This window comes from Sphingopyxis sp. (assembly GCF_036402335.1).
Classification (GTDB): domain Bacteria; phylum Pseudomonadota; class Alphaproteobacteria; order Sphingomonadales; family Sphingomonadaceae; genus Sphingopyxis.
In genome coordinates this window covers 1-2,388 of record NZ_DASWTD010000213.1, presented here as the reverse complement: position 1 = coordinate 2,388, position 2,388 = coordinate 1, and the positions used below count along the sequence as shown (strand labels likewise).

The following is a 2,388-nucleotide window of genomic DNA, read 5'->3' as shown; positions in this document are numbered from 1 at the left end:
TGCCGCTCGCCGCGTGGCTCGCCTGGCAGGGCGCCGAACGCTGGAGGGCGCGCCGGACGCGCTGACGCTCACCCCGCCGGCCGCGGCAACCACACATGGACGATGAAGCCCTCGGCAGGGCGCCGGAAGCTGATTTCGCCTGCGTGGCTGCTGACGATGTCCCGGCTGATCGCGAGCCCGAGCCCCGATCCGCCCGTCTCGCGGCTTCGCGACGTTTCGAGCCGCTCGAAGGGCAAGAAGGCCTTTTCCTCATATTCGGGCGGGATTCCTTCGCCCTCGTCATGCACATCGACCGCGAACGCATCGGCGGTGACGGTGAGCCGGACCTCGACGGCGCCACCATATTTACAGCCATTGGCGATCAGGTTCGAGAAGGCGCGTTTCAGCGCGACCGGCCGGCAGGGCAAGTCGGCATGTTCGGGTCCCACATAGGAAACCCGGTTGCCGAAATCGGAATATTCGTCGGTCAGGCTGATCAGCAGAACCGCCAGATCGACCACCTCTACCTTCTCGCTTCGCGCCTCGGCACTCATGAACGCCAGCGCGTCACCGACCATCGTCTCCATCTCGCCGACGTTCAGAAGCAGCTGTTCGCGCTGTTCGGGATTGTCGACATATTCGGCCATCAGGCGAAGCCGGGTCAGCGGCGTGCGCAAATCGTGCGAAATTGCCGCGAGCATTCCCATGCGTTCGTCGATGAAGCGTTTCAGTCGCAGCTGCATCGTGTTGAAGCTTTCAGCAATCGCGGCATATTCGGGCAGGCGCATTTCATCGATCAGCGTCGGCTCGCGATTGCGCCCGAGCGATTCGATCGCAGCCGAAAGCCGTGTCAGCGGCACGACGATGCTGCGCGCGATCCACACCGAGAACAGGATAACGATCAGCAGGTTGCCGACGATACCGAAGGCGATCCGCGCATAGTGGCGCCACGATATCGTCAGATTGCGCTGCGTCACGGTCAACCACTCGCCATCCTCCAGCTGCACCGAAATAACGAGCTCGCCAAGCACGCTGCTTTCGCTGCTCGCCAGCGTTTCCGAGCGGAGCACCGCCGGAAGCTCGGGGATGACGACGATCGCGTTGCTCGCCGATCGCTCCATATTCTGCTCGTCATAGACGGCTGTCATGACGGCAACCCGCGCGGCGGGAACCCCGACACCCCTGGCGATCGATTGCCGCAGGCCTTCGGCAAACAGCGAACCCGATTCCTGCCCGAACAGCGGCGCGGCGCGGGTCACGGTAAAGTCGAGATATTGCGACGCGGCCATCGCCCCGAGCGCCTTGTCGCGAGGCGGGCCGGCATTGGTCCCGGCAATGCGGGCACCGCGCACCACCGAATCGATCAGCCACGCCCGTTCGACCATCACGAACGGCGGCGGCGGGATCAGAAATTGCAGGCTCTGGTTGAGAAGATAGGCGGCGGCGACCGTCAGTACGATGGCAAAGCCGATCCGCGGCGCGAGTTTCAGCCGTGACACACGCGGACGGAACCCGAGCCCGAACCTGCCCCCGAAACTACCCATGCGACGACGCGCCGCTTTCGACATCGGCCGCGAAGAAATAGCCGCCGTTGCGGACGGTGCGGATCAGCAGCGGCTCCTGCGGATTCTCCTCGATCTTGCGGCGAAGCCGGCTAATCTGGACATCGATGCTGCGATCGATGTTGAGGTTGCTGCGCCCATGGACAAGGTCGAGCAGCTGATCGCGGCTGAGGACATGCTGCGGATGCTGGGCGAGCGCGGTCAGCAGGTCGAATTCACCCGTCGTCAGGTCGACGCGGGTCCCGCGCGGCGAGGTCAGCGCGCGCTTGGTCAGGTCGAGCGTCCAGCCGGCGAAACGAAACCGCGCCTTGCTTGCGGCGGTTGCGGGCGCCGAAGCCATCGTCGCGCGGCGCAGCATCGCGCGGATCCGCGCGAGCAGTTCACGCGGATTGAACGGCTTGGCGACATAATCGTCGGCACCGAGTTCGAGACCGATTACGCGGTCGGTCTCGGTATCGCGTGCGGTCAGCAGGATGATCGGGACGTGGCTCGATGCGCGCAGCCGCTGGCACAGGGTAAAGCCGTCGTCGCCGGGCATCATGACGTCGAGTATGACGACGTCGAACGCATGGCGGGCGAACTGCTCCATCATCTGCTGGCCGCCATCGGCCATCGACACGCGCAGGCCATGATCGCTCAGATATCGCGCCAGCATCGTGCGGATGTGGCGGTCGTCGTCGACTATGAGGATATGGGATTGCCGGGCTGTCGACATGGCCGGACGATAGCCGCGCCGCGCGCCCAAGTCTGTAGCCGACATATATTGAAACAAATCGATACCGGCGGGTTATCGGGCGCAATGGGCGGCGGTCTAAAGCCGCGGGGCATAATCCAGCCCCCCCCCCCG

2 protein-coding genes are annotated in these 2,388 nt (G+C 64.6%); both read right to left on the bottom strand.

The window, feature by feature from the left end:
- Positions 1-68: 68 nt before the first annotated feature.
- On the bottom strand, positions 69-1,523 hold the full coding sequence (locus tag VGD20_RS06675; protein ID WP_331133704.1) for a HAMP domain-containing sensor histidine kinase: 1,455 nt from the start codon (positions 1,521-1,523) through the stop codon (positions 69-71).
- Entirely contained in the window at positions 1,516-2,256 is a 741-nt protein-coding gene (locus tag VGD20_RS06670) for a response regulator (RefSeq protein ID WP_414714551.1), read from the bottom strand. Before VGD20_RS06670 ends, VGD20_RS06675 begins: the two co-directional genes overlap by 8 nt.
- Between the last annotated feature and the right edge of the window lie 132 nt (positions 2,257-2,388).

Coding starts and splice junctions, on each gene's coding strand:
- VGD20_RS06670 (WP_414714551.1), bottom strand. CDS start 2,256: ATGTCGACAGCCCGGCAATCCCATATCCTCATAGTCGACGACGACCGC.
- VGD20_RS06675 (WP_331133704.1), bottom strand. CDS start 1,523: ATGGGTAGTTTCGGGGGCAGGTTCGGGCTCGGGTTCCGTCCGCGTGTG.